The following is a 19,236-nucleotide window of genomic DNA, read 5'->3' as shown; positions in this document are numbered from 1 at the left end:
ACCATGACAACGTACCCCACTTCCATGAACGAACTCCGGCCTCCTTTTTCCAGCGACGCGAATTCCAGCGACCTGATCGTCACCATCAGCGATGTGCACAAGCACTTTCGCGGCGCGCAGGTGCTCAGGGGCATTTCCCTGGACGTGCGCCGCGGCGAAGTGATCTGCATCATCGGGCCTTCGGGCTCGGGCAAGTCCACGCTGCTGCGCTGCATTAACGCGCTCACGCCCATCGACAGCGGGCGCATCAGCGTTTGCGGCATCGACGTCACCGACCCCAAACTCGACAAGCTTGCGCTGCGCCGCCGGGTCGGCATGATCTTCCAGCAGTACAACCTGTTTCCACACAAGACGGTTCTGCAGAACGTGATGATGGCGCCCATCCAGGTCATGAAGCAGGACAAGGCCGAGGTGGAGCGCCGCGCGCACGACCTGCTCGCCAAAGTGCGGCTCACCGGTAAAGAGGCCTGCTACCCCGCGGAGCTCTCGGGCGGTCAGCAGCAGCGCGTGGCCATCGCCCGTTCGCTCGCCATGCAGCCTGAGGTCATGATGTTCGACGAGGTCACGGCCGCGCTCGACCCGGAGACGGTCAAGGAAGTGCTCAACGTCATTCGCGACCTGGCGCAGGACGGCATGACCTGCATGCTGGTCACCCATGAAATGGGTTTTGCCCGCGAGATCGCCGACCGGGTTTGCTTCACCGACGGCGGGCTGATCGTGGAGCAGGGAACGCCGGCCGAGATCTTCGGCGCGCCACGCGACCCGCGCACGCAGCAATTCCTGCAGCACGTGTTTTAGCTCCCAAGGGCGGCCGGCCTTTACCGATCGTCCTTTATCGCTTGCCCTTGCACTTCAACCACACACCATGCACACACACCAGATTCCGGCAGGCACCTTGCCGGCCCACCTTGACCTGTACTACGGCGGCGGCTGGCACAAGCCGCTCGCCGGCCGTTACGGTGACACGATCAACCCCGCCCTGAATGAAACGCTGGCCAGCGTTGCCGTGGCCGACGAAGCCGATGTGGACGCCGCCGTGAATGCCGCACAGGCCGCCTTCGACGGCTGGCGCGCCATACCGCCAGCCCAGCGCGGCGGCCTGCTCAGGAAGGCCGCTGCCGCGTTGCGGGCCGAGGCCTCGTCACTGGCGCTGCTCGATGCCCTCAACACCGGCAACCCCGTGCGCATGCTGGAGGCCGACGCGCACATCGCGGCGGATGCGCTGGAGTACTTCGCGGGCCTGGCCCCCGAGGTCAAGGGCGAAACCATTCCCATGGGCCCCGGCAAGCTCAACTACACCGTGCGCGAGCCGCTGGGTGTGGTGGCGCGGGTCGTTGCTTACAACCACCCGTTGATGTTCGCCGCGATGCGTGTGGCGGCGCCCCTGGCCGCCGGCAACACAGTGGTGGTCAAGGCGCCCGACCAGGCGCCGCTCTCATGCCTGCGGCTGGCTGAACTGATAGGCGGCATCTTCCCGCCCGGTGTGGTGAACTTCCTCGCCGGCGGCCGGTCGTGCGGCGAAGCACTGGCGGCTCATCCGCTGGTGCGCAAGGTCACGCTGATAGGCGGCATCCCGACGGGGAGGGCGGTCATGCGCACTGCCGCGGAATCACTCAAGCCGGTGCTGCTGGAGCTCGGCGGAAAAAACGCCCTCATTGGCTACCCCGATGCAGACATTCCGAAACTGGTGGCCGGCATTGTGCAAGGCATGAACTTCACCTGGGCCGGGCAGTCCTGCGGCTCCACCAGCCGCGTGTTTCTGCATGAATCCATCCACGACGAAGTGCTGGCGGGCGTCGCGCAGCTGTTGCCGCAGCGGCACCGCCCGGGCCCGCCCACGGACCCGGCCACCACCATGGGCTGCCTGGTGAGCCGGGTCCAGCTTGAGAAGGTTGAGGGATTTATTCAGTCGGCGCTGGACGAAGGCGCGCAACTCGTCTGCGGCGGCAAGCGGCCCGAGGACCCGTCGCTGGCCAACGGGTTTTTCATCGAGCCCACCGTGTTTTCCGGCGTAGGCATGCATATGCGCGTTGCGCGCGAAGAAATTTTCGGTCCCGTCATGGCGGTCTTGCGCTGGCAGGACGAAAACAGCCTCTTCGAGCAGGTCAACGCGCTGGACTATGGACTGACGGCGTCGATCTGGACGCGGGATCTGGTGACGGCGCACCGCGCCGCGGAGCGCGTGCAAGCCGGTTATGTCTGGATCAACAACACCAGCCAGCATTTTCTGGGTGCGCCTTTTGGCGGCGTCAAGCAATCCGGCATAGGCCGTGAAGAATGCTTTGAAGAGTTGCTGGAGTTCACGCAGGTCAAAAACGTCAACATCCGGCTTGAGGGCTAGGGCTTGCTCATGGCTTTTTATCCAAGCCCCAGCGCCTTGAAAACCCGCAGCGCGCCATACGCATCGTTCGCGGCATAAATGATCTGCGCTTCGGTCAGCCGCTCATTGGCCCAGTTCGAGGTGGCGGCTTTTTTGGATTTGAGAAACCGCTTGTTGAACATCACCGCCACCGCGCCGCGCACGCCCATGTCCTTGCGGTAGCCGCGTTCGCGAAACACCACGTTCAAATCCAGCACGCCCTGCAGGTCTACGCCCAGCTTGTGGATGATGCGGCGCTGGTCGTCGCCCAGGCCAAAGCCCGCCTTGATGATCGCCGGCGAACTCAGCAGCAGGCCGACCACGCGGCGGCATTCGGCGTCTTCCAGCTGAAAGATCCAGGCCTTGTCCAGCGCCGAGAGCTGCACGATGTGCGGCCCTTCAGAGGCTTCATTCTTGGCAAACGTGGGTTTGGACTCGGTGTCAAAACCCAGCACCGTGGCGTCCGCCAGCGCCTTGAGCGCGCCGGCGGCCTGGGCCGGTGTGGACACCACCTCGATCTGGTCCAGGCCCAGCCGGTCAAAGGGCTCGAGCAGGGCGATTTCTTCTTTACCGGGGGTGGGGTGGCGTTCGGTCATACGGTGTCCAGACGGAAGATAAGTGCAAAAAAGCGGCAAAGGGCAGGGCTAGAGCTTACAGTCAGGGCAAGGGCGTCACACCGCACAGCCCAAACGTTTCACACCATGGCCGCACAAAGCATCACCACCGAGCATTACAAGCTCTTCCCGTCGCCGCGCAACCGGCACCGCACGATTTTTCTGCACGAGGTGTTTGTGCCGCACTCTTACATGCTGATCGACATGGAAAGCTACCAGCTCAAAGGCAAGTACAGCCTCTTTGGCGCCTGCCGCCTGGCGGATATGCGCATGGGCCAGCTGGTCACGCTGGAGTTGCCTGAAGACGAAGTGACCTTCAAGGCGAAGTTTGTACCGGACTGATGGATTGCTACCAAAAAAGTAGCTGCTTGCGCCCGCTATCATTGGGCTACAAGCGTATTTAACCCTTGTTTTTAGCTGGCCCAGCGCAACACGGCGCCGCCTCAATACATCGTCTGCATCTCTCAGCCCATGCCTTTTGAACAACTGATCGAGCTAGCGCTTTTTACCGCTTACCGCCTGGGTGGCTGGGTGTTGCTCAATATGATGGACGATCCGGCCCTGCTCGCGATCGTATTTTGCTAGCCCGGAAGATGAAAACCGCCAGGCGCGCCACCGTCATCGCCGTCGGCTTGTCCGTCTTCGCTGCCCTGGTTTTCCTGAACAACACCAGCCTGTTCACCCCGCCTGCCGGCGGCCGGCCCGTGCTGCTGGCGCACCGCGGCATCGCCCAGCAGTTTGACAACAGGGATTTGCAGAACGACACCTGCACCGCTTCGCGCATGCTGCCGCCCACGCACGCCTACCTGGAGAACACGCTGGCATCGATGCACGCCAGTTTTGCTGCCGGGGCCGACTGGGTGGAGCTGGATGTACACCCCACGGCCGACGGGCACTTTGCCGTGTTTCATGACTGGACGCTGGACTGCCGCACTGAAGGCAAGGGCGTCACGCGCGAGCACTCCCTGGCGGCGCTGAAGCACCTGGATGTGGGTTATGGCTACACCGCCGACGGCGGAAAGACTTTCCCGTTTCGCGGCAAGGGTGTCGGGCTGATGCCTTCGCTCGATGAAGTGCTGAATGCATTTCCGGCGCGGGGCCTGGTCATCAATGTCAAAAGCCGTGACCCGAACGAAGGCGTGCAACTGGCTGCCGTGCTGGCGCGCCTCGCGCCTGAGCGGCTTGGCCGTTTGATCGTGTATGGCGGCGATGAGCCGGTCGCGCAAGTCCGGGCGCGCGTGCACGGTGTCCGCACAGCCTCCCGCAGCTCGCTGAAGAACTGCCTCTTGCGCTATATCGCCTACGGCTGGACGGGCCTGGTGCCGGCGGCGTGCGAGCGCAGCGCTCGTTCCCATTAATATCGCGCCCTGGCTTTGGGGTTGGCCGGGCCGCTTTCAGGCGCGGCTGCAGGCCGTGGGCAGCCTGGCCGTGATCATCGGCCCTTATCGCGGCGGCGGGTTTTCAACAGGCATTGACAGCGCCGCGGACGTTGCGCGCCTGCCGCCCGGCTGGTCGGGCGGCGTGTGGACGAACGAATTGGAGGCGGTGGCCGCCGCCCTCAACAAAAAATAAAGCCAAACAGGCCAAACAAACCGAAGCGCGCCTAGCCCTGTAGCTGCCGCGCCAGCAGCACCGCCACGTGCACCGCCTCTCGCTGGGCGCCATCCTTGATCTGGTGCCGGCAACTGGTGCCGTCGGCCACCACCACCGCGTCGGGGTTCTTGCGCACCGCCGGCAGCAGGCTGAGCTCAGCCATCTGCATGGACACCTCATAGTGGCTCGCTTCATAACCAAAGCTGCCGGCCATGCCGCAGCAGCTGGACTCGATCAACTCCGGCTTGGCACCCGGGATCAGTTTGAGCACGTCCAGGATGGGGCTCACCGCGCCGAAAGCCTTCTGGTGGCAGTGGCCGTGTAGCAGGATGGGCTGGGCCGAGGGCCTGAGCCGGCCCTTGAGCATTTCAAGCTTGCCCTCGGCCGCCTCGCGCGCCAGGAACTCTTCGAGCAGCAAGGCGTGCTGGCTGATGGTCTGTGCCGCTTCGCCCAGGCCCATCACCAGCATCTCGTCGCGCAGCGTCAGCAGGCAGGAGGGCTCCAGGCCGACGATGGCGATGCCCCGTTCGGCAAAGGGCAGCAGCGCGCCCACCACTTCGCGCGCCTTGGCTTTGGCTTTGTCGACCATGCCGTTCGCTAGATACGTACGGCCACAGCACAGGCTCTTGCCGTCGGGTGCGGTCTTGGCCGCCACATGCACCGTGTAGCCGGCAGCCTGCAGCACCTTGAGCGCGGCCAGCGCATTCTCCGATTCAAAGTAGCCGTTGAAGGTATCCACAAACAGCACCACCGGCCGTGTGGCGGCCAGCACCTCGTCGCGGCTGGCGGTTTGAATGCGGCCGTTCGGCGCCGCGCCGGGCTCACTGGATTCGCCGAGCCGCGTCCAGAAGGTATTGCTGCGCCACTGCGGCAGCGTGCGGCGGGCTGACAGGCCCAGCAGCTTTTCGCTCCAGGCCGCCAGGCCCGGAATCCTGTCGCGCAGGTTGAGCAGCGGGGCGAAGCGGCTGGCCCAGTGCGCGTAATCGGGCAAGCCGGCGATCAGGCGGTCTTTGAGCGTGTGGCCGTGTTTGGCCTTGTAGTGGTGCAAAAACTCCACCTTCATCTTGGCCATGTCCACGCCGGTGGGGCAATCGCGCTTGCAGCCCTTGCAACCCACGCACAGGTCCATGGCCTCCTGCACCGCTTCGCTGGTAAAGGCGTCTTCTGCGTTCAGGCCCTCAAGCTGACCCGACAGCGCCAGGCGCAGCGTGTTGGCGCGGCCGCGCGTCAAATGTTTTTCGTCGCGTGTGGCGCGGTAGCTGGGGCACATGGTGCCGGCGTCGAACTTGCGGCAGTGGCCGTTGTTGTTGCACATCTCTACGGCTTTGGCAAAGCCCTGGGCCGGGTCGCCGCCGCTGCCCGGCGCGCTGGTCTGCTCGGTCACCGGGTCGTTCTGTACGTTCCAGGCGCTCCAGTCGAGTGCGGTCTTGATCGGGATGACCTTGTAGCTGGGCGGAAAGCGCATCAGCCGCGTGTCGTCCATCTTGGGCGGGTCAATGATGCGGCCCGGGCTCAACAGCTTGAGCGGGTCCAGGTAATTCTTGATCTGCGCAAACGCGTCGTTGATCTTGGGGCCGAACTGCCACTCGATCCACTCGCCGCGGCACAGGCCGTCGCCATGCTCGCCGCTGTAGGCACCCTTGTAGTGGCGCACCAGGGCAGAGGCCTCCTCGGCAATCGCGCGCATCTTGGACGCGCCGCCGTTGGCGCCGCCCTGGCGCATGTCGAGGATGGGCCGCACATGCAGCGTGCCGACAGAGGCGTGGGCATACCAGGTGCCTTTGCTGCCGTATTTGCGGAACACCTGCGTCAGCGCATCGGTGTATTCGGCCAGGTGCTCCAGTGGCACGGCGCAGTCCTCAATAAAGCTGACTGGCTTGCCGTCGCCCTTGAGGCTCATCATGATGTTCAGGCCCGCCTTGCGTACTTCCCACAGATTCTTCTGCGGCGCGTCGTCGATCATCTCGACCACCGAGCCGGGCAGGCCCAGGTCACCCATCAGCTCGACCAGCTGGCGAATCTTGGGGGCCAGCTCAGCCTTGGAATTACCAGAAAATTCCACCAGCAAAATCGCGTCGGGCTGGCCGATGAGTGCGGTGCGCACAGTGGGCGCAAAGGCCGGGTTCTGCAGCGAGAGCTCAATCATCGTGCGGTCCACCAGCTCGACCGCGCTCAGCGTGCCGTCCCTGCCCAGCTGCACGATGTGCTGGGCCGTGTCCATGGCCTTGTAAAAGGTCGGGAAGTTCACCACGCCCAGCACCTTGGTGCGCGGCAATTCAGACAGGCGCAGCTTGAGCGATTTGGTCAGCGCTAGCGTGCCTTCGCTGCCTATCAGCAGATGCGCCAGGTTGACCGACCCGTCGCGCGTGTAGGGCTTTTCGCTCTGGTTGTTGAAGATGTCCAGGTTGTAGCCGGCCACGCGGCGCATCACCTTGGGCCAGTGCGCCTCCAGCTCGGGCCGCAACTGGTCAGACAGCGCCTTGACATAGTCACCCAGCTCGCGCGCCGCGCCGCCGGCCGTGTCGTAGCGCCCCAGTTCCAGCAAGCTGCCGTCAGACCGCCAGGCCGTTGCACCCAGCACGTTGTGCACCATGTTGCCGTAGGCAATGCTGCGGCTGCCGCAAGAGTTGTTGCCCGCCATGCCGCCCAGCGTGGCCTGCGCGCTGGTCGACACATCCACCGGGTACCACAGGCCGTGTTGCTTGAGCGAAGCGTTGAGGTGATCCAGCACGATGCCGGGCTCCACTTCGGCGGTGCGCTCGTTCAAATCCACGTCGAGGATATTGCGCACGTGTTTGGAGTAATCGATGACCAGGCCGGTGCCCACGGTCTGCCCACACTGGCTGGTGCCGCCGCCGCGCGGCACGATGGGCACCTGCATGTCGCGGCAGATGTCGAGTGCGGCTTTCACGTCGTCGGTGGTGCGCGGCACAAACACACCCACGGGTGTGACCTGGTAGATGGACGCGTCGGTGGCGTAGCGGCCGCGGTCCGCGGGCGAGAACAATACTTCGCCCTGCGTTTCGGCGGCCAGCCTGGCAGCCAGGCGGCCCGCGACTTCATTGCTCACGCGGGAGACGTCGTCATAGGCCTGGGCCGCGGCCTGCCGGGTGACCTTGAGGGGGAGGGGAGCGTTCATCGCGGCTTTTCGCCTTTATGTGGGGGCTGTCGGTCTGCTTGTTTGTCTCGTTTCAAAACCGGGCTGGCACCCGGCCGGCAAGGCTCAGGCCTTGGCGCTGCTCTGGTTGTTCGCGGCATTGATGGTGCGCAGCTGCTGCACCACCACATCGCGCTTGCTGGTCAGGTGGCGCAGCAGCACCGCGCGCATGGCGGCGCCGTCGCGCGTCTGCAGGGCTTCCACCATCAGCTCGTGTTCTTTCACGGCCGACTTCCATTTCTCTTCGTCCTGGTTGGAGCGAAAGCGCAGCGCCTGCAGCCGTGCATTGACCTGCGTATAGGTGCTGGTGAGCACCGGGTTTTTGGCGGCCGCGTTGATGGCGCTGTGGATGGCGGAGTTGAGCCGGTAGTAGTTGGGCAGGTCGCGGCGCGTGTAGGCGGCCATCATCTCGAAATGCATGGCCTTGATCTCGGACAGCTCGGCGTCGGTGATGCGCTCGGCCGCCAGCTCGCCCGACTGGGCTTCCAGCCCGGCCATCACTTCAAAGGTATTGAGCACGTCGGCTTCCGTCAGCTCCACCGCGATGGCGCCGCGGTTGGGCAGCAATTCCACCAGGCCTTCGGCGGCCAGCATCTTGATGGCCTCACGCAGGGGGGTGCGCGAGACGTTGAGGATCTCGCTGAGCTCGCGCTCATTGAGCTTGGCGCCCGGCTGGATGCGGTTTTCGACCAGCATCTGGCGCAGCCGGTGGGCTACCTGTTCATGCAGCGCGGCACGGGGGATGGGGATGATTTCTGCGGCCATGGTTAAATTTTGTATGCAAAAAACCTGGGTGTCAAATCAAACTGTAACCTTATGGGGTATTGACAAATGAATTTTGTATGCAAAAAATAGCGACTTACTTCAGGAGCTCCTACGCCATGTTGACGCTTGATTTTCACCCCACGGGACGTCACTTCTTGCAAATTCCCGGCCCGTCCCCTGTGCCGGACCGCATCTTGCGGGCCATGAGCCTGCCCACGATCGACCACCGGGGCCCCGAATTCGCCGCGCTCGGCCTGAAGGTGCTGGCAGACATCAAAAAGATCTTCCAGACCAAACAGCCCGTCATCATTTACCCCGCCTCCGGAACCGGCGCCTGGGAAGCCGCCTTGTCGAACACGCTGAACCCCGGCGACCACGTGCTGATGTACGAAACCGGCCATTTCGCCGCGTTGTGGCAAAAGCTTGCCGCGCGCCTGGGCCTGAAGACCGAAGTCATCGGCTACCCCGGCGCCGACATCTGGCGCCATGGCGTGCAGGCCGCGCTGATTGAGGAGCGCCTCAAGGCCGACACCCAGCACAGCATCAAGGCTGTCTGCGTGGTGCACAACGAAACCTCCACCGGCGTCACCAGCAACATCGCCGCTGTGCGCAAGGCCATGGACGCGGCCAAACACCCGGCGCTGCTGCTGGTCGACACCATCTCGGGCCTGGCCTCGGCCGACTACCGCCATGACGAGTGGGGCATCGACGTCAGCATCAGCGGCTCGCAAAAAGGCCTGATGCTGCCGCCCGGCATCAGCTTTAACGCCGTCTCAGCCAAGGCCATCGAGGCCAGCAAAAAGGCCACGCTGCCCAAGGCCTTCTGGGCCTGGGACGAAATCATCGAGATGAACAAAACCGGCTATTGGCCGTCCACCCCCAACACCAACTTGCTGTACGCGCTGAGCGAAGCTTGCGACATGCTGCTTGAGCATGGCCTGGAAACTGTGTTTGCCCGTCACCAGCGCTGGGCGACCGGTGTGCGCGCGGCAGTCAAGGCATGGGGCTTGCAGATCCAGTGCGCCGACGCGGCGGTGTATTCACCGGTGCTCACCGGTGTGATGACACCCGAAGGCATTGATGCCGACGCGGTGCGCAAGATTATTTATGAGCGCTTTGACTGCTCGCTCGGCACCGGCCTGGGCAAGGTCAAAGGCCGCATGTTCCGCATCGGCCACCTGGGCGACTGCAACGACCTCACGCTGATGGCCGCGCTGGCCGGCTGCGAGATGGGCCTGAAGCTGGCCGGCGTGAAGCTGGCGGGCTCGGGCGTGCAGGCAGCGATGGACCACTTCTCCAGCCATGCGGCGGTGGTGCCACAGCGCAAGGCGGCTTGAGAAAGAAGAAAAGAACACCAGTTCTCAACCCCAACCTCAAACTGTCACTGAGCTTATTTAAATTCACCCTCAGGAGAGAAACCATGCAACGCAGAACGTTTATCAGCGCAACGGCGGCCACGGCAGCCATGGTGGCATCACCCATGCTAAAGGCCCAGACCCTGCCCAACGGGCCGGTGCGCATTGTGGTGGGTTTCCCACCCGGCGGCGGCACCGACGCGCTGGCGCGCGTGGTCGGGCAAAAGCTCTCCACCATGTGGAACACCTCGGTGGTGATTGAAAACAAGGGCGGCGCCGCCGGCGTGATCGCGGCAGACTACGTCGCCAAGCAGCCTGGCGACGGCAACACCTTGCTGATGGCCCACATCAACAGCCACGCGCTGGCGCCGGCCCTCGGCCTCAAGCTGGGCTATAACCCCGAGCGCGACTATGTGCCCATCAGCATGGTCGGCATCACGCCCAACCTGCTGGTTTGCAACGCGGACCAGCCCGCCAAAACCGTGAAGGACCTGGTGGCGTTGTGCAAGGCCAAGCCGGGGCAGATCAGTTTTGCCTCCGCAGGCGGCGGCTCGGCCCAGCACTTTGCACTCGAAATGTTCAAGCTGCAGGCCAAGATTTTTGCGCTGCACATCCCCTACCGTGGCTCCGGCCCTGCGCTGGTCGATTTGATCGGCGGGCAGGTCAACTACTGCTTTGAAACCATGACCTCGGCCACGCCGCATGTGAAAAGCGGCAAGGCGATTGCGCTCGCGCAAACCCGCCTCAAGCGCGCCAAGGGCCACCCCACTGTGCCCACCATGGCCGAGTCCGGCTTTCCCGGTTTTGAGGCGACCGTGTGGTACGGCCTCATGGGCCCGTCCAAAATGCCGCATGCCATGGTTCAGCGCATGAATGAAGACGTCAACAAAGTGCTGGCCATGTCCGATGTGCAGGAAAAGATGGACCTGTATGGCGCCGAAGACGGCGGCGGCAGCATCGAGAAATTTGCCGCCTTCATCAAGGCCGAGCAGAAGAAATGGACGCAGGTGGCCCAGCAGGCCCAGGTCAGGGTTGACGGCTGACAGCACGCCGCACCGGAAGCAAAGCCGGCCTTGTGCCGGCTTTTTTCATAAGACGTTTTGCGGCTTTCGTTCTGCTTTTTGGGTTGTTGCTTCTTCGTTGTAAGTTGTTATGTTGGTTCGGCTGGTTTAATCACCGTGGCTTTGTATGCACTGAATTTTGTGCGTTAAATTTTGAGTGTTGGTTTTGTTTGAGTTGAGTTAACTTTTTTACTAATAAGACTAGGGATTCGTTTCATGAAAGTTGTTATTTCTTCCAAGGCCAGCAGCTTGCTGGCCGCGTTGTTTCTGGGTCTTGCCGCGTCGTCTGCATCGGCCGATATCGTGCTGGGCCATTCCGGCGATTTGTCGGGCACCAGCGCCGCACTCACCACCGACTACGTGCGCGGCATGAATGCCTACTTTGACGACATCAACAAGAAGGGCGGCGTGCGCGGCGAGAAGATCAAGCTCGTCAGCATGGACGACGGCTTCAACCCCGACAAGACCGCCGAAAACACCAAGGCGCTGATCGACCAGAACGTGGTGGCGTTGGTGGGCTTTCGCGGCACGGCCAATATGTTGAAGATCGTGCCCATCGTGCAGGCCGCGGGCATCGCCCAGATCGGCAACACCAGCGGCGCCAAGTCGCTGCGCGACCCGTTTGTACCCAACCTCTTTCATGTGCGCGCCAGCACCACCGATGAAATTGAAGCGGCCGTCAATCACGCCTGGACCATCGGCATCAACAAGATCGCTGTTGCGTATCAGGACGACGCCTTCGGCAAAGAGGGCCTGGATGCACTGAACGCCGCCATGCAAAAACGCGGCGCCAAGCCCGCTGCCGTGGCGCCCGTGCCGCGCGGCACGGTCGACGTGGCCAAAGCAGTGGATGTGATTGCCGCCGCGCAGCCGCAAGCCGTCATGCTGATCGCCCAGGCCAAGCCCAATGCCGCTTTCATCAAAGCCTACAAGGCCAAGGGCGCGAGTGCGCAATTCATGGTGCTCAGCGTATCGTCGGGCCTGCATGCAGAACTGAAAGAACCTGCTGCCGGCACCATCGTCTCGCAAGTGGTTCCTTACCCCTTCACCGAACTGGGCAACGCCGTCGTGAAGGAATACCAGACCGTGATTTCAGGAACCGCCGACAAGAAGTTCAGCTACAACAGCATGGAAGGTTTCCTGAACGCCAAGCTGGTGGTGCGCGCCCTGCAAAAGACGCCTGCGCCCATCACGCGTGCCAAGCTCATCAGCACGCTGGAAGGCTTCACCAGTGAAGACCTGGGCGGCTTTGCGATCACGTATAACAAGCAGAGCAATCTGGGTTCGCGCTTCGTCAATTTGACGATGATTCGCGCAGACGGAACTTTCGCCCGATAGAGCCGCACACAAAACCCTCCTGGCGTTGTTGCGCCGCCTTGCCGTGCTGTAGCACTGTCTGCGGCGGCACGCCTAGCCAGGACCGCTTCGCTGGGCTTTGTGCACAGCTCTAGATGAAGTGTCAAGCCGCAGGCGGCGGCGTCTTGGGTTTGAAATCACACCAGGCCGCCACCCCGCACTGCCAGCACAGGGGTTTGCGTGCAATGCACACATAGCGCCCGTGCAGGATCAGCCAGTGGTGCGCGTCCACCAGGTATTCGGTGGGCACGCGCTTGAGCAGGCCCAGTTCTACCTCTAGCGGGTTTTTGCCGGGCGCCAGGCCCGTGCGGTTGCTCACGCGAAAGATGTGCGTGTCGACCGCCATTACCGCTTCGCCAAACGCCGAGTTCAGCACCACATTGGCCGTCTTGCGGCCCACACCGGGCAAAGCCTCTAGTGCCTCGCGCGTGCGCGGCACCTGGCCGCCGTGTTGCTTCACCAGAATCTCGCAAGTCGCCAGCAGGTTTTTGGCTTTGGTACGGTACAGCCCGATGGTGCGGATGTACGACTCCAGGCCTTCCAGCCCCAGCTCAAGAATCGCCTGCGGCGTGTTGGCCACCGGGTAGAGCTTGCGTGTGGCCTTGTTGACGCTCACGTCGGTGGCCTGGGCGCTTAGCAGCACTGCGGCCAGCAACTCGAACACACTGGTGTATTCGAGCTCGGTGACCGGCATCGGGTTGGCGGCTTTCAGCGTGGCGAAGAATGGGGCGATATCTTCTTTTTTCATGCCCGCAGTGTATCGGCGCCTGCCGGGCAGCTAGCGTCTGCCTCAGGCCACCAGGCGCGGCATTTCCCACACCGAGCTGGGCGGCTCGCCGGCGCGTTGAAGCTGCTCGTGCACCGCCAGCCAGATGGCGTGGTAGTCGTCGGGCCTGGCGGTGTTGGCCGCGATGTAAGCCAGGTGCGCTCCATGGGCCATGTCCTGCATGCGCTGGTGGGTGGCGTCGTCGGGGGCGATTCCCAGCAGCGTGGGCGTGACGGGCAAGCCCTCGCAGGCGGCGGCCATGCGGGCCATGAGCGCGTCATCAAACCGGGGCGTGCCGCAAAACAGCATCACAAAATGCGGCCAGTCGGGCAGGAAGGCCCGGCGCAGGCCGTGGGCCAGACCGTTGCGCGCCACGGCGATCATGCGGCACGGGTGGGGGCCGTCCATGAAATCGACAGAGTTGCTGCTGCCGTCCATGTCCTGCTCGCCGGCAAAGCGCCGCCTTGCCACCGTGCCGCCCAGCTGCACCGCTAGCCAGTTGATCATTTCGAAAGCCTCGTTGCCGCCCGCCGCGCAAATGCCGACGCGGTGAAAGGCCTCAATGTCGGGCAGGCCTTGCGCCTGGGCCAGCTGCATGGGTGCGGAGAGCCGCCGCAGCACGGAAGAGGGCGCGTGCTGCGTGCCTTGTTCAAACTGCTCGTGCAGCGACACGACGCGGTGGCCGAAATGCGCGGCCGGCTCGGTGGTCTGCGACATCATCATGGACCACGGCGTGGGCAAAATGCGCCGGCCCTGACTGGTGTGTACGGTGCGGGGTGAATGGTGGCGCGGGTCACCGGCCAGGTGCCGCAGCAGGCCGCGCACCGATTGCGAGGGGCCTTCCACCCAGTGCAGAAACCAGCCGCTCTGGTGCAAGAGCACCGCGTGGATGTCGTGTATCGCATTGTTGCGCAGGGACGCTGCACGGATGTTCTCCATCTGCGCAAAAATGCCTTCCCTCACGTGGCAGATGCTGGCCGTTATGACACGCTCGACTTCAATATGCTCCGGGGTCGCCTCATAAGGCGCAACGCTATTCACCATGACGGCATCCTGCCCCAGAAGCAAAAAGCCCGTCAATCTTTACGCATCAAAAGCACCCGTCAATAGTGGCAGAAATACATCTGCGTACAGCCCACAACATGCAATGACAACTTCACAAGTAGCTGCATGCAGGGCCGCAGCATGCTGGTGTTCGAAAACTAAAGTTTGATAACGCTGCGCATGGCAAGGGTGTTTGCGGGTTTCGCGTCCACCTAAAGTCCACTAGCATCAGCGCCATGAAAGCTCACAATCTTTTCCGGCTCGCAATTTCCACTTTGACCGCAGCGTTACTGGCCGGCTGCTCTGCCGCACCGGGCACATCAGGGAAGGCTGCCAATAACGCACCCCGCCCCAAACTGATCGTGTTTCTTGTTGTCGACGGCTTGCCGCAGCGCCAGGTGCTGGACTATCGCGACCAGCTCGCGCCCGACGGCTTCGCGCGTTTTCTGGACCGTGGCGCCTGGTTTGCCAACGCGCATTACGGCCACGCCTTTACCGTCACGGCCGCGGGCCATGCCACCATGCTCACCGGCGCTTACCCGCACCGCACAGGCATCATCGGCAACGACTGGCGCGACCCGGTCACGGCCGAACCGGTGTACTGCACCGGCGATACATCCGCCGCTTACATCGGCCATGCCACCAATGCGCTTGACGGCACCAGCCCCAAAAACCTCAAGGCCGAAACCGTGGGTGATGTGCTGCGGCGCGCAGACGCACGCTCCAAAGTCATAGGCATCTCAGGCAAAGACCGTGGCGCCATCCTGCCCGCCGGCAAGACCGGCATCGCTTATATGTACATGGGCGCGACCGGGCAGTTCGCGTCCAGCACACACTACATGGCCGCGCATCCGGCCTGGGTCAACAACTTCAATGCCGCCAAACCGGCCGACCGCTACTTCAAGGCGGAGTGGAAAGCGCTGCTGCCCGAGGCCGCCTATGCGCGCTCGGTGCCCGACCAGCAGAAGTGGTACGGCCCCGCAGGCGGCGGCTTACCTGCCGTGTATGGCGCACCGGGTGATGCGGCGCCAGGCGCGCGCTTTTACACCTCGCTGCTGCGCGGCCCGTATGTTGACGCGATGTCGCTCGATTTCGCGCGCGCGGCCATTGCCGGCGAGCAGCTGGGGCAAGACGACACGCCCGACATCCTGGCGGTCAGCCTCTCGGGCCACGACTATGTGAACCACGCCTTCAGCGCCGAGTCGCGCCTTTCGCACGACCACTTCCTGCAGCTGGACCGCATGCTGCAGGCCTTCTTTCAGGATCTGGACGCCCGCATCGGCAAAGACAACTACCTCGCGGTGCTCACCGCCGACCACGGCTTTATGCCCGCACCCGAGTTCAGCACCAGCCAGGGCCGCGAGGCCGGGCGCGTTAACAGCGGCCAGGTTCTGGCGCGTGTGAATGCAGGCCTGGAGAAGCGTTTTGGCGAAGGCAAATGGGCGGCAGGGTATTCAGGCTCCAGTGTGTTGTTCAACAAGAGCCTGATCGCGCAACGGCAAGTCGATGCCAACGCGCTGGCAGAAGAAACCCGCGCACTGCTCATGGCCGAGCCCGGCTTTGCCGCGGCCTACACCCGCCGCGAGCTGGCCAGCGGCAGCCGCGCCGGCTCGCCGCATTTTGAGCAGATGCAAAAGGCCTGGCATGCCGATGTGTCAGGCGATGTGCAGTACTCGCTCAAGCCTGGCTGGATGTTCGGCAACACGGTGGCCACGCACGGCTCACCGCATCCGTACGACACGCAGGTGCCCATCCTGATGTATGGCCCTGCCTGGGTAAAGCCCGGGCGCGTGGATGCGCGCGTGGAGGTAGTGGACATTGCCCCCACACTCGCACGCGTGCTGCGCATTGCGCCGCCTTCATCGGCAGAAGGCAAGCCGCTGCCGCTGTAGTGGCAGGCTTGCTCTGGCGGCACAGCCCGTCAGTTCTGGCCGAAGTTGTAGCTCACCAGCGCGCTCAGCCTGATCTTGCGGTCGGGGTTGGACAGCGTGGCATCACCCAGCGGCTTGGACGCCGCGACATCCACCGTGAAGTACTTGTTGTCCGAGACACGCACGCCCAGGCTGGCCGACTGCAGCTTTGAGGGGCTGAAGGTTCCGGTGTGGGTCGTCACGCGGGCGCTCTCCAGCAGGACGTAGGGGGTGACCTGCCGCAGGTAGGGCATGTCCAGGGCAAAGCTGCGGTTGACTTCCGCGGCGACACCCCAGCCCGAATCACCCGACACTTCACCCGCGGCATAGGCCCGGGCAAATTTGGTGCTGCCGAAAGACACGCGCTCCGTGCTCGGCAGCGAGTGGGGGGTGTGCTGCACCATGAAGGAAACGGCCGTGCCCCAGTCCTTGCCCCAGCGGTTGCGCTGGCTGCCTTCCACCAGCAGCCGCGTGAAGTCCAGCCGCGCCGGGTTGGTCGGAAGCGGCCCAGGCACATTCGCGCGAATGCTGCTGCCCGCACCCAGCGATGTCAGCCCATGCGTCAGGCGCAGCGACAGGCTTTGCGACTGGTTGTCGTCGGCGCGGCTGTAGCTGGCCTGGGCATACACAGCGCGCACATTGACCTCGTCCGTCAGCCTCACGCCGTTGGTGGGGTTGAGGTAGTTGTCTGCGTTGCCCACACCGTAAATGCCGCCGCTCAGGTACAGGCTCTCGCTGCGGGTCAGCTTCAACGGATACAGCGCCGAAAACTCCAGCCGCTTGTAGTCGGTCTCGCGCTGGATCAGCGGCGGCGTGTCCAGCGCCGCGTCGGGGTTGCCGCGGTAGATCGACATCTCCGCCTTGAGCGTGAGGCCTTCGCTGCCGACCACCTGCGAATAGCTGGCGGCGCCAAAGTGCTCGCCCGCCAGTGCGCCTATCAGCGTTGATGCGGTCAGCCGGCTGCCCCCGGTGAAGGGGTCGTTCAGGATGCCGGTGGCCACGACGCGTGGTTTGCCGCCGCGCAGGTCTGTGGCCAGCGCCACCAGGTAAGGCTGGCGCACGATCTTCAGCACCAGCGCACCTGCGCCATCGGTGGTGGTGGGCGGTGTTGCGCTGGCTTCTACCCGCAGGCCGGGCATTTGCGCCATCAGCTGGGTATAACGTTCAAAACTGGCCAGGCGTAGCGGCCTGTCTTGCTGCAGGTGCTCGGCAATCTCTCGCAGCTTGGCGTCGGCGCGGCCGGGGTCGCCCTCTACCTTGACCGTGGCCACATAACCTTCGACCGCCACGATGCGGACCACGCCGTCCTTGAAGTCCTGCTCGGGCACAAAGGCAAACGACAAGGCGTAGCCCTGCTTCTTGTAGAGCGCGGTGACTTCGCGGCTGACGTCGGCAATCCGCGCGACGGTGACCGTCTGGCCCGCCAGTGGTTTGAAGAGGTTGGCAACCTCGTCGAAGTCGATGGCCTGCACGCCTTCGATCTGAAAGCGCTTCGGCGTGACGTTCAGGCTGCGGCGCGGCTGGGTCTCCAGTTGTGAAGGCAGTATGGTGATATTGGGGTCGGCCTTTTGCTCACGCGGCAACTGCGGCACCGGCAAGGTGTCGATGGGGTTGCCGCCTGGCGTTTGCGCCGAAGCGAAGGGGTAAAAAAGCCCCACCGCTGCCAGGCAGACGGTGGGGGCAACTGTGTGTTGCCGTACGGGCATGCGATGCGGGGCCCGTACTGCTTAGCGGATCAGACCGGTGATGCCTCCGAGGAGATTGGTGACCGGTGTTGTGCCGGGGGCCGGGCTGTTGCCACCGCCGGTTGCGGTGGTGACCACTGTGGTGACCACGGTGGTCACTGGCGCCAGCACGTTACCAGGTGTACTGCCACCGCCTGCGCCGAGGCCGGAGGTCACATTGCCGAGGGCGCTCGTCACAGGTGACAAAACGTTACCCGGTGTGCTGCCGCCACCTGCGCCGCCCGTCAAACCACCGGTCAAGCCCGACACAACATTGGAGACTGGCGCGAGCACCGAGGTCGGGGCGCCGCCACCGCCGGTCAAACCACCGGTCAGGCCAGACACCACATTGGTTACCGGTGCGAGCGGTGAATTGGGGGTCGAGCCGCCACCGAGGCCGCCACCCAGGCCGCCCGTGAGACCCGTCACTGCACTGGACAGCGGTGCAAGAGGATTGCCGGCGCCACCGCTGCCGGCCGGTGCGTTGACCGCGCCGCCCAGGCTTGCCACTGTCGTGCCCACGGCGCTCACCACCTGGCCGGTTTCAGCAATGACGGGCTGGTTGGTGGCGGTCAGGCCATCACCCAGGTTGTCGACTGCGCCGCCCACGCGCACCAGCAGGCCATCGACGGGACGGCCAAGACCGGTGGTGTCACCTGCGGCTTGCGTGGTGGCCATCACGGTTTCCGCGATGGGCCTGATGATGGTGCTGGTCGAGTTGGTCACGCGTTCAACCACGGCGTTCTCCATGCCTGTGTCCAGGCGCGCTCCGAGTGCCGTCACGGTTTCTCCCACGCGGGTGACCAGTGCGCCTGTGGGGTCCGTCACGGGTTGCAAGATGGCCAGTGGGCCGCTGTCCAGCGAGCTCACCGCGCCGCCGGCACTGCCGACCGCTGCGCCCACATATTCAACCGCATTGGGAACACCTGCCAGCGTGGTGCCGATAGGGTTGGTGGTCAGGTCACCGATCTGGCCCAGGCCGGCTGCGGCGCTTTGCCCCAGCGCGTCCACGGCCGAGCCGGTGTTTTGCAGCACGCCCCCAAGACCTTGCGGCACACCGTTGTTCGTGCCGGGCAAGTTAACGCCTGCGACGGTGTCACCGAGGCTGCTGACAAGATTGCCGCTGGTGCTCACAATGTTGGAAACACCACTGCCGATAGCGCCCGTCGCGGCCAGCGCCGATGAGACCGTTGACCCTCCGCCATTGCCGTCTCCGCCGCCGTTGCCGCTGCGTGCCGCGGACCGGCCGGCAGTGTCTGAATCAAGGCCGAGGCTGCCGGTTGCCGAGCATCCGGTAAAAAGAATTGAGCTGAAAACCGCCATAGCGATCACGCTGCGTTTGCCCGAGAATGTAGAGAGAGATTGAATCGTGGTCATAGAAGCCTCCGCTGAAGTTGAGGCCACTGTTAAGGCAATTTGCGGGCCCACTTTTCGGGTTTCAGGGTTCGTCCCATGTAGTAACAGGAAGTAACTACAAAAAAGCCTCTGTGCTCACGGATTTTTTTCAAAGAATAAAAAAATACTACTTTTGA

At 63.7% G+C, this 19,236-nt stretch carries 16 protein-coding genes; 9 read left to right on the top strand and 7 right to left on the bottom strand.

Features of this window, described 5'->3' with window-relative positions; translation table 11 throughout:
* Window positions 1-24 precede the first annotated feature (24 nt).
* Window positions 25-798 carry an amino acid ABC transporter ATP-binding protein gene (locus tag BM408_RS01930; protein WP_092126360.1) on the top strand — a complete coding sequence of 258 codons (774 nt, stop codon included), beginning with the start codon at window positions 25-27 and terminating at the stop codon, window positions 796-798.
* A gap of 67 nt (window positions 799-865) precedes the next feature.
* Complete coding sequence (locus BM408_RS01925; protein ID WP_092126358.1) at window positions 866-2,341, top strand: aldehyde dehydrogenase family protein; 1,476 nt, start codon at window positions 866-868, stop codon at window positions 2,339-2,341.
* Between the two features lie 17 nt (window positions 2,342-2,358).
* Here the strand turns inward: BM408_RS01925 and BM408_RS01920 are convergent, their stop codons facing one another.
* Window positions 2,359-2,955: a 3'-5' exonuclease gene (locus BM408_RS01920; RefSeq protein WP_092126356.1), complete on the bottom strand. Its 597-nt coding sequence runs from the start codon at window positions 2,953-2,955 to the stop codon at window positions 2,359-2,361.
* Window positions 2,956-3,060: 105 nt separating this feature from the next.
* Here BM408_RS01920 and BM408_RS01915 point away from each other — a divergent pair, with 105 nt between their 5' ends.
* From BM408_RS01915 to BM408_RS23040, 3 genes are all read left to right on the top strand, one after another.
* Window positions 3,061-3,315, top strand: coding sequence for a hypothetical protein (locus BM408_RS01915; protein WP_092126355.1), 255 nt, complete (start codon window positions 3,061-3,063; stop codon window positions 3,313-3,315).
* A gap of 251 nt (window positions 3,316-3,566) precedes the next feature.
* Window positions 3,567-4,331 carry a glycerophosphodiester phosphodiesterase family protein gene (locus BM408_RS01910; RefSeq protein WP_217649407.1) on the top strand — a complete coding sequence of 255 codons (765 nt, stop codon included), beginning with the start codon at window positions 3,567-3,569 and terminating at the stop codon, window positions 4,329-4,331.
* Between the two features lie 55 nt (window positions 4,332-4,386).
* Window positions 4,387-4,545, top strand: a complete 159-nt coding sequence (locus BM408_RS23040; RefSeq protein ID WP_217649406.1) for a hypothetical protein — start codon at window positions 4,387-4,389, stop codon at window positions 4,543-4,545.
* Window positions 4,546-4,576: 31 nt separating this feature from the next.
* Here the strand turns inward: BM408_RS23040 and BM408_RS01905 are convergent, their stop codons facing one another.
* The gene (locus tag BM408_RS01905; RefSeq protein ID WP_092126352.1) at window positions 4,577-7,705 is read right to left on the bottom strand and encodes an FAD-binding and (Fe-S)-binding domain-containing protein; all 3,129 of its coding nucleotides are present in this window, start codon (window positions 7,703-7,705) and stop codon (window positions 4,577-4,579) included.
* Between the two features lie 84 nt (window positions 7,706-7,789).
* Entirely contained in the window at window positions 7,790-8,488 is a 699-nt protein-coding gene (locus tag BM408_RS01900) for a GntR family transcriptional regulator (RefSeq protein WP_092126347.1), read from the bottom strand.
* A gap of 116 nt (window positions 8,489-8,604) precedes the next feature.
* Here BM408_RS01900 and BM408_RS01895 point away from each other — a divergent pair, with 116 nt between their 5' ends.
* From BM408_RS01895 to BM408_RS01885, 3 genes are all read left to right on the top strand, one after another.
* Complete coding sequence (locus BM408_RS01895) at window positions 8,605-9,825, top strand: pyridoxal-phosphate-dependent aminotransferase family protein (RefSeq protein WP_092126345.1); 1,221 nt, start codon at window positions 8,605-8,607, stop codon at window positions 9,823-9,825.
* Between the two features lie 83 nt (window positions 9,826-9,908).
* The gene (locus BM408_RS01890; RefSeq protein WP_092126343.1) at window positions 9,909-10,886 is read left to right on the top strand and encodes a Bug family tripartite tricarboxylate transporter substrate binding protein; all 978 of its coding nucleotides are present in this window, start codon (window positions 9,909-9,911) and stop codon (window positions 10,884-10,886) included.
* 234 nt (window positions 10,887-11,120) lie between these two features.
* On the top strand, window positions 11,121-12,242 hold the full coding sequence (locus BM408_RS01885; protein ID WP_092126342.1) for an ABC transporter substrate-binding protein: 1,122 nt from the start codon (window positions 11,121-11,123) through the stop codon (window positions 12,240-12,242).
* Window positions 12,243-12,363: 121 nt separating this feature from the next.
* Here BM408_RS01885 and nth read toward each other — a convergent pair whose 3' ends face one another.
* Both nth and BM408_RS01875 read right to left on the bottom strand, forming a co-directional pair.
* Window positions 12,364-13,008: an endonuclease III gene (nth, locus tag BM408_RS01880; RefSeq protein ID WP_092126340.1), complete on the bottom strand. Its 645-nt coding sequence runs from the start codon at window positions 13,006-13,008 to the stop codon at window positions 12,364-12,366.
* Between the two features lie 42 nt (window positions 13,009-13,050).
* A complete protein-coding gene (locus BM408_RS01875; protein ID WP_092126338.1) occupies window positions 13,051-14,070 on the bottom strand; it encodes a BLUF domain-containing protein in 1,020 nt (339 codons plus the stop codon).
* 275 nt (window positions 14,071-14,345) lie between these two features.
* Here BM408_RS01875 and BM408_RS01870 point away from each other — a divergent pair, with 275 nt between their 5' ends.
* A complete protein-coding gene (locus BM408_RS01870; protein WP_175541647.1) occupies window positions 14,346-15,962 on the top strand; it encodes an alkaline phosphatase family protein in 1,617 nt (538 codons plus the stop codon).
* 29 nt (window positions 15,963-15,991) lie between these two features.
* Here BM408_RS01870 and BM408_RS01865 read toward each other — a convergent pair whose 3' ends face one another.
* Window positions 15,992-17,686, bottom strand: a complete 1,695-nt coding sequence (locus BM408_RS01865) for a ShlB/FhaC/HecB family hemolysin secretion/activation protein (RefSeq protein WP_092126334.1) — start codon at window positions 17,684-17,686, stop codon at window positions 15,992-15,994.
* A 21-nt stretch (window positions 17,687-17,707) separates the two neighbouring features.
* Window positions 17,708-19,081, bottom strand: coding sequence for a collagen-like triple helix repeat-containing protein (locus tag BM408_RS23230; protein WP_092126332.1), 1,374 nt, complete (start codon window positions 19,079-19,081; stop codon window positions 17,708-17,710).
* Window positions 19,082-19,236 lie beyond the last annotated feature (155 nt).

This window comes from Polaromonas sp. YR568 (assembly GCF_900116715.1).
Taxonomy (GTDB): Bacteria; Pseudomonadota; Gammaproteobacteria; order Burkholderiales; family Burkholderiaceae_C; genus Polaromonas.
The sequence above is the reverse complement of the archived record's forward strand: the minus strand, read 5'-3'. Positions and strand labels throughout refer to the sequence as shown.

What these genes read in the sequence shown, in the direction of transcription:
- BM408_RS01930 (WP_092126360.1), top strand. Translation starts at nt 25, where the DNA reads ATGAACGAACTCCGGCCTCCTTTTTCCAGCGACGCGAATTCCAGCGAC.
- BM408_RS01925 (WP_092126358.1), top strand. Translation starts at nt 866, where the DNA reads ATGCACACACACCAGATTCCGGCAGGCACCTTGCCGGCCCACCTTGAC.
- BM408_RS01920 (WP_092126356.1), bottom strand. Translation starts at nt 2,955, where the DNA reads ATGACCGAACGCCACCCCACCCCCGGTAAAGAAGAAATCGCCCTGCTC.
- BM408_RS01915 (WP_092126355.1), top strand. Translation starts at nt 3,061, where the DNA reads ATGGCCGCACAAAGCATCACCACCGAGCATTACAAGCTCTTCCCGTCG.
- BM408_RS01910 (WP_217649407.1), top strand. Translation starts at nt 3,567, where the DNA reads ATGAAAACCGCCAGGCGCGCCACCGTCATCGCCGTCGGCTTGTCCGTC.
- BM408_RS01905 (WP_092126352.1), bottom strand. Translation starts at nt 7,705, where the DNA reads ATGAACGCTCCCCTCCCCCTCAAGGTCACCCGGCAGGCCGCGGCCCAG.
- BM408_RS01900 (WP_092126347.1), bottom strand. Translation starts at nt 8,488, where the DNA reads ATGGCCGCAGAAATCATCCCCATCCCCCGTGCCGCGCTGCATGAACAG.
- BM408_RS01895 (WP_092126345.1), top strand. Translation starts at nt 8,605, where the DNA reads ATGTTGACGCTTGATTTTCACCCCACGGGACGTCACTTCTTGCAAATT.
- BM408_RS01890 (WP_092126343.1), top strand. Translation starts at nt 9,909, where the DNA reads ATGCAACGCAGAACGTTTATCAGCGCAACGGCGGCCACGGCAGCCATG.
- BM408_RS01885 (WP_092126342.1), top strand. Translation starts at nt 11,121, where the DNA reads ATGAAAGTTGTTATTTCTTCCAAGGCCAGCAGCTTGCTGGCCGCGTTG.
- nth (WP_092126340.1), bottom strand. Translation starts at nt 13,008, where the DNA reads ATGAAAAAAGAAGATATCGCCCCATTCTTCGCCACGCTGAAAGCCGCC.
- BM408_RS01875 (WP_092126338.1), bottom strand. Translation starts at nt 14,070, where the DNA reads ATGGTGAATAGCGTTGCGCCTTATGAGGCGACCCCGGAGCATATTGAA.
- BM408_RS01865 (WP_092126334.1), bottom strand. Translation starts at nt 17,686, where the DNA reads ATGCCCGTACGGCAACACACAGTTGCCCCCACCGTCTGCCTGGCAGCG.
- BM408_RS23230 (WP_092126332.1), bottom strand. Translation starts at nt 19,081, where the DNA reads ATGACCACGATTCAATCTCTCTCTACATTCTCGGGCAAACGCAGCGTG.